Annotated in this window: 6 protein-coding genes; all 6 read right to left on the bottom strand. The window is 57.2% G+C overall.

Features of this window, described 5'->3' with window-relative positions; genetic code table 11:
- Nucleotides 1-498 precede the first annotated feature (498 nt).
- The 6 genes from Q1Y33_RS00915 to recA all read right to left on the bottom strand — a co-directional run bounded on the left by Q1Y33_RS00915 (nucleotide 499) and on the right by recA (nucleotide 6,328).
- Nucleotides 499-1,050, bottom strand: a complete 552-nt coding sequence (locus Q1Y33_RS00915; protein ID WP_300797370.1) for a helix-turn-helix transcriptional regulator — start codon at nucleotides 1,048-1,050, stop codon at nucleotides 499-501.
- Between the two features lie 656 nt (nucleotides 1,051-1,706).
- On the bottom strand, nucleotides 1,707-2,093 hold the full coding sequence (locus tag Q1Y33_RS00910; protein WP_300797368.1) for an HIT family protein: 387 nt from the start codon (nucleotides 2,091-2,093) through the stop codon (nucleotides 1,707-1,709).
- Between the two features lie 33 nt (nucleotides 2,094-2,126).
- Nucleotides 2,127-2,396 (bottom strand): hypothetical protein, encoded by a 270-nt coding sequence (locus tag Q1Y33_RS00905; RefSeq protein ID WP_300797367.1) that lies wholly within the window; start codon nucleotides 2,394-2,396, stop codon nucleotides 2,127-2,129.
- Between the two features lie 19 nt (nucleotides 2,397-2,415).
- Nucleotides 2,416-3,078, bottom strand: a complete 663-nt coding sequence (locus Q1Y33_RS00900) for a hypothetical protein (protein ID WP_300797365.1) — start codon at nucleotides 3,076-3,078, stop codon at nucleotides 2,416-2,418.
- A gap of 4 nt (nucleotides 3,079-3,082) precedes the next feature.
- Nucleotides 3,083-5,308 carry a RelA/SpoT family protein gene (locus Q1Y33_RS00895; RefSeq protein WP_300797363.1) on the bottom strand — a complete coding sequence of 742 codons (2,226 nt, stop codon included), beginning with the start codon at nucleotides 5,306-5,308 and terminating at the stop codon, nucleotides 3,083-3,085.
- Nucleotides 5,309-5,314: 6 nt separating this feature from the next.
- On the bottom strand, nucleotides 5,315-6,328 hold the full coding sequence (gene recA / locus Q1Y33_RS00890; RefSeq protein ID WP_300797361.1) for a recombinase RecA: 1,014 nt from the start codon (nucleotides 6,326-6,328) through the stop codon (nucleotides 5,315-5,317).
- Nucleotides 6,329-6,419: the final 91 nt, after the last annotated feature.

The raw sequence follows: 6,419 nt of genomic DNA, 5'->3' as shown, positions 1-6,419 counted from the left end.
CGCGTTGCACCGCCCGGCCCCGTCGCCCGCCCTGCGCTGGCGGCGTTTTCCCCGCCGCCATTGCCGGGTTTTCCTTCTTGCCGGGTTCAACGCTTGAACCTGCTTTACAGATGTAAAACTGTGCCCCTCAATTTGTTGAGGTCGATGCGCGGATAATATAAATATTAATTCATTATCTACCTGATGAACGGATCGGCTTGCTCTTGTTTGGTGCAGCAGCCTGCGAGGTAATTTTGTACCTGCTCACTCTCTTCGAAAAACAGTGACGAAGCGCGTCTCCCGTCAGTAATTTAATAAATAAGGTCCGGGCAGAAGAAAATTTACGGATGGGCCTCGGATTTTCCCGGATTTCTTGCCGAATGCCCGACTTGCTGTCGGATCATATTCCGGCGGATTTCGCGCTTGCACAGGGCTGTCACCGCGATTTTTGCTTCAGAAGTCCGGATTTATCCCTTCCGAGAATGCGATATTTCGATCGGCACGACCTTCGGGTCGGAATTATCGCGTTGTCGGCGTGTAACTTTCGAACGTATTGTCGGTATAGAGGACGATGACGCGCTTGACCTCCTTTCCGGCTGCGGGCACGGCAGCCGATGATGATGCCGCGCCTGATCCGGCAGATGTCGGGACCGGCTGTCCGTTCGGAGCTGCCGGGAACGGTACGCTGCCGACGGAGGAACCGAACAGGGTCGGGTTCGCCGATGCGGCCGATGCGCCCGCGCTGCGAGGTGCCGAAGAGTTTGCGACCGTCGGCTGTCCCGATGTCCCGCCGACGCCGGTTTGTCCCGGGGTGCCCGACGGATGTCCGGCAGGTGCGGCCGCCGAGGAACCGGATGCGCCGTCGCGCTCGTACTGCGCCGAGTCGAGCAGCAGCCAGTCGGGGTTCAGTTTCGGGAAGGCGCGGAGAATCTTTTGGAGAAATTCGATTCCCGGTTTGTTGCGTCCCTTGAGGATATGGGAGATGCTGGCCGGGTTGACATCGAGTCGTTCGGCCAGCTGACCCGGGCGCAGATTCTCCCGGTCGAGCAATTCCTGCAATTTCTCCTTCATCGGCGGTATTTTTTACAAATATAAAGAGTTTTCGTTTGTAAAGCAAGAAAAATCTACATTTGTAAAATGTTAATCGCTGTTGACAATGTTTACATCTGTAAATAAAACAATATGGTTAAAACTTGCCGGATGCAATCTGATCAATCATTACTTTATATAAAATTATATTTCTACTGAAAATTCGTATAGTTATGATAATTATATACGCCAAACAGTCTGCTATGGATCGGAATACTCCGTATGCTCTTATAATGCTTAATTAATACTTGATATAATTGTTGTAAATAGTGATATTCAATATGTTGTGTTTGTAAGTTTAATCTTTTGATTTCTTTGTTTCGGGCGTGCGTGTGCTCTTTCGGGTGTTCTGGGCTGTATTTTACAAAAGTAATTATTAACAGAGTTTGGCAGCATTTTTCTTTTCCATTTGCAATTACAAATGGAAATTTAACCCAATTTTAATATTTACAAATGTAAATAACTACCCTATTCCGGCAATTTTTCAGAGAATTTCACCTATTTCGCCCCGTTGACAAGCTATTTTCAGCAACTTTTCCGAAACGGGCTACATTATGTTAAATAAAAAGAGATCGGGTAGTGTTGATAACTCACTACCCGATTGATTATGTGCGTATTGCAGATTTGTAAACGCCGCCCTACCTGGCCAGTTTGTCGGCGATTTCGCGGAACTCTTCCGGCGTCAAATGGAGCTTTTCGCGGTGGAAATCGACGTCGTTTTCGCTCTGGATGGGGATCAGATGGATGTGCGCATGCGGTACTTCCATGCCCAGCACGACGACCGCTACCCTTGCGCACGCTATTTCGCGCTTGATCTTCGCCGCTACTTTCTTGGCGAAGAGCATCATGCCCGCCAGCGTCTCGTCATCGAGGTCGAAGAGGTAGTCCACCTCCTTTTTCGGCACGACGAGCGTATGGCCTTTCGTCAGCGGATTGATGTCGAGAAATGCGTAATAGTTGTCGTCTTCGGCGACCTTGTAGGAGGGAATCTCCCCCGCAATGATGCGTGAAAAAATGGATGCCATGGTATGCTCTTTTTATGGTGTTTCCGTTCGGCTTCAGTAGGGCTGTTTTCCGGCCAGCAGCCGTTTGATGTTGATCCGGACGACAAGCAGGGTGATGAGCGGTGCAAGCATGCAGATCAGTATGCCCCAGTTGAACGGCTCAACGGCGCAGTACAGGAAAATCGCACCGGCGAGCGCCGCGACGCTGTAGCAGCACAGAAATGCGTTGATCCGTTTAAGTTGTCGCCGCAGCTTCTCGGGTGCAAGGGCGCTTGCACGCCATTGCGTCTCCTGCGGTGTGGGCGTATGGTTCGGGCTGTCCACGGTCGTAATGTCGGTTGGTTTAGCGGAAGTCTTCCTCGAATTTGGGTTTCATGATCTCGGAATAGAGCACGGCGCGCCGCAGGTCGAACTCCTCGCGTATCTCGGTCGCAAGGTCCGGTGCGATCGTCCCGTTTTCGTGTGCCTCTTTGACCGATTGCACGACGTCGCCGACGCCGTTGTGGCGCGCCGCAATCGAGGCGAGCAGCTGCCGTTTTTTGGACATCAGCTCCCCTTCGGTCATGGGGCGCCCCGTCTGTTTCCCGCCCGGAGCCGCCGCGGCAGCAGACGTTGCGGCAGCCGTGTCGGGTATCTCGGAGGTCGATCGGAAGGTCGGTTGCGGTGCCGGTTCGGGTGCCTTGCCGGCGGTTTGCCGGGGCGCTGCACCGCGGGCCGCATCGGAAGTCCGGGGTGTTTCGGGTGTCCGGGGCGGCCGGGCCGGTGAGGCCGGTGCGGCTGGGACAACGGGCCACGGCGTGGGCCGCCCCGTCGTTTCATCCGCTTCGGGTCTCGGCGGCTGCGGCGTGTCCCACGAAGGCCACGCTTCGCGTCCGGTGACCTCTTCCTGGAACTCTTTGGCGCGTTTTGCCGCCTCCCGGGCCCGTTTGCGGGCTTTGGAGTTGGAGCTGAATACCAGGGCGCCGACGGCTACCAGCAGCCAGATGATTGATCCGAAGTCCTCCATATCGTCAGTTCATGGTTCGTTTGACGCTCTCGATGCCCTTGATGCCGCGCAGCCGGTCCATGACGGCGTGCAGGCCCTCGGCATCCTTGACATAGAGGCTGATATTGCCCTCGAAAATACCGTCGTGGCTGTGGATGTTGATCTCGCGGATGTTGATGCTGAAATCGCCGCTGACGACCTTTGCGAGGTCCAGCAGGATGCCCATGCGGTCGATGCCGCGCAGTTCGACCGTGACCAGGTACGACATGGCCTTGTGCTGCGACCATTTGATCTCCTCCTTGACGATGTTGCGTCCGAACTGTGCCGCCAGGCGGTTCAGCTCGTCGCACGTGGCCTTGTGGACGATGATGTTGCCCGAGGCCGGGTCGCGGTACCCCACGACCTTGTCGCCCGGGATGGGCTTGCAGCACTCGGCCATCACGAACTGCGGTTCGGCCTGCGGCTCCGCCGTGCTGCCGGCCGGTGCCGGGGTTTCGCTCTCGGCGGCTTCGTCGGCCTCGTCCTCCTCCTTTTTCGGGATGAAGAGGGTCCAGAATTTCAGTATCTTGCTCTTGGAGTTGACCTTCAGCACCTTTTCCAGGTCGTCCAGCGTGACGATGCCCGCGCCGATCTTGCTGTAGAGCTCCTCCTTGTTGTTGCTCTCGTAGATGGGGATGATCTTGCGCAGGACGCGGCCGCTGAGGTTGATGTTCAGCGACTTCATCTTCTCTTCGAGCATCTGCATGCCCCGCTCGATGTTGTTCTGCCGCTCGCGCTTGAGGAAGCTCTTGATCGCCGACTTGGCCTTCGCCGTGGTGACGATGTCGAGCCATTCGGGCTTCGGCCGCGCGTTGTCGGCCGTGATGATCTCGATCTGGTCGCCGCTGTTGATCTGCGTGGTGATCGGCTCGAGCTTGTGGTTGATCTTGGCGCTGATGGCGTTGTTGCCGATCTTCGAGTGGATGTCGTAGGCGAAGTCGAGGGCCGTGGCGCCGTAGGGCATCTTGCGGGATTCGCCCTTCGGTGTAAATACCACGATCTCCGACGTATAGAGCGACAACTTGAAGTTGTCCAGGAAGTCCACGGCGTTCTCCGTCGGGCTGTTCAGCGCTGCGCGTATCTGCTTGAGCCACTTGTCGAACTCGTCCTCGTCCTGCGAAATCGTCGCGTGCTTGTATTTCCAGTGTGCCGCGAATCCCCGTTCGGCGATGTCCTCCATGCGCTGCGTGCGTATCTGCACCTCGACCCAGACGCCGTCGGGTCCCATGACCGTCGAGTGCAGGGCTTCGTACCCGTTGGCCTTGGGCATCGAAATCCAGTCGCGCAGCCGGTCGGGCTTGGGAGTGTAGATGTCCGTGATCGTCGAGTAAATCTGCCAGCACTGGGTCTTCTCCGACGGGAACGGCAGCGGCTTGAAGACGATGCGGATGGCGAACAGGTCGTATATCTCCTCGAAGGGTATCTGCTTGCGCTGCATCTTGCTCCAGATCGAGTAGACGCTCTTCACGCGGCCCGAAATCTCGTAGTTGAAGTTGTCGCGGTTGAGCGCCGCGATGATCGGGGCGTTGAACTTGTCGATGAACTCCCGGCGCGAGGCTTCGCTCTCCTGCAGCTTCTGCCTGATCTCCTCGTACTGCTGCGGGAAGCGGTACTTCATGCAGAGGTCCTCCAGCTCGCTCTTGATCGAGTAGAGGCCCAGCCTGTAGGCCAGCGGTGCGAAGAGGTAGATCGTCTCGCCCGTGATCTTGATCTGCTTGTTCAGCGGCATCGAGCCCAGCGTGCGCATGTTGTGCAGGCGGTCGGCGATCTTGATGAGGATGACGCGCACGTCGTCCGAGAGCGTGAGGAGCACCTTGCGGAAATATTCGGCCTGCTCCGAGGTGTCGGCATTGAAGACGCCCGACATCTTCGTCAGGCCGTCGACCATCGAGGCGATCTTCGGCCCGAAGATGCGCTCCATGTCCTCGACGGTGTACTCCGTGTCCTCGACGACGTCGTGCAGCAGGGCTGCAACGACCGATTTCACACCGAGGCCGATCTCGTCGATGACGATTTTGGCTACTGCAATGGGATGCAGGAGGTAAGGCTCGCCGGAGCGGCGCCTTACCCCCTCATGTGCCTCCTTGGCAAGGAAAAATGCCCGTTTGATGAAATTCCAGTCTTCGTCGTTCTTGCAGATCTTCGTGCAAGAGAGCAACAGGTCGTCCCATTTCTCCTTGATGAGGGCCTCATCCTCGGCAGTATATCCCATATATTGCTATGCTTTCGGTTGTTTCATTGCTTCACGTACCTTCGCCTCGATTTCGGCGGCGAGGGCCTCGTCCTTCTTGAGCAGCTCCTTGACCGCATCGCGTCCCTGGCCGATCTTGCGGTCGCCGTAGGAGAACCACGATCCGGCCTTCTTGATGATGCCGTAGTCGACACCCAGGTCGATGATCTCGCCGATTTTCGAGATGCCCTCGCCGAACATGATGTCGAACTCGGCGCGCTTGAACGGGGGTGCCACCTTGTTCTTCACGACCTTGACCTTCGTGCGGGTTCCGAGCTGCTCCTCGCCGTCCTTGATGACCGACACGCGGCGGATGTCGATGCGCACCGAGGCGTAGAACTTCAGGGCGTTGCCGCCGGTCGTCGTCTCGGGGTTGCCGTAGACCACACCGATCTTGTCGCGCAGCTGGTTGATGAAGATGCAGACGGTCTTGGTCTTCGAGATGCTCGACGTGAGCTTGCGCAGGGCCTGCGACATGAGGCGGGCCTGAAGGCCCATCTTCGAGTCGCCCATCTCGCCCTCGATCTCGGCCTTGGGCGTGAGCGCCGCCACGGAGTCGATGACGATGATGTCGATGGCGCTCGAGCGGATCAGCGAGTCGGCGATTTCGAGTGCCTGCTCGCCGTTGTCGGGCTGCGAGATGAGCAGGTTGTCGACATCGACACCCAGTTTCTGGGCGTAGAAGCTGTCGAAGGCGTGCTCGGCGTCGATGAAGGCCGCGATGCCGCCGGCCTTCTGTGCCTCGGCGATGGCGTGGATCGCCAGCGTCGTCTTACCCGACGACTCGGGGCCGTAGATCTCGATGACGCGGCCCTTGGGGTAGCCGCCGACGCCGAGCGCTATGTCGAGGGTGATCGAACCCGTCGGGATGACCGGAATGTCGTTGACCTCCGTGCTGTTCATCCGCATGATCGACCCCTTGCCGAAGTCCTTTTCTATTTTTTCCATCACCGCGTTCAAGACCTTGAGCTTGTCCGGGTTTACCTGTGCTTTTTCTGCCATTTCGTTGTGTTGCTTTTTATTGCGTTTCGCGTTGTTTGTTTCGTTTTGTATTCGGGCGGCCGGAGCAGCCCTTCTGTTTTCCGCGGTCGGG

Origin of the sequence: uncultured Alistipes sp., assembly GCF_949296715.1 — a bacterium.
Lineage (GTDB): Bacteria > Bacteroidota > Bacteroidia > Bacteroidales > Rikenellaceae > Alistipes.
The sequence above is the reverse complement of the archived record's forward strand: the minus strand, read 5'-3'. Positions and strand labels throughout refer to the sequence as shown.

Coding starts and splice junctions, on each gene's coding strand:
- Q1Y33_RS00915 (WP_300797370.1), bottom strand. CDS start 1,050: ATGAAGGAGAAATTGCAGGAATTGCTCGACCGGGAGAATCTGCGCCCG.
- recA (WP_300797361.1), bottom strand. CDS start 6,328: ATGGCAGAAAAAGCACAGGTAAACCCGGACAAGCTCAAGGTCTTGAAC.
- Q1Y33_RS00900 (WP_300797365.1), bottom strand. CDS start 3,078: ATGGAGGACTTCGGATCAATCATCTGGCTGCTGGTAGCCGTCGGCGCC.
- Q1Y33_RS00895 (WP_300797363.1), bottom strand. CDS start 5,308: ATGGGATATACTGCCGAGGATGAGGCCCTCATCAAGGAGAAATGGGAC.
- Q1Y33_RS00910 (WP_300797368.1), bottom strand. CDS start 2,093: ATGGCATCCATTTTTTCACGCATCATTGCGGGGGAGATTCCCTCCTAC.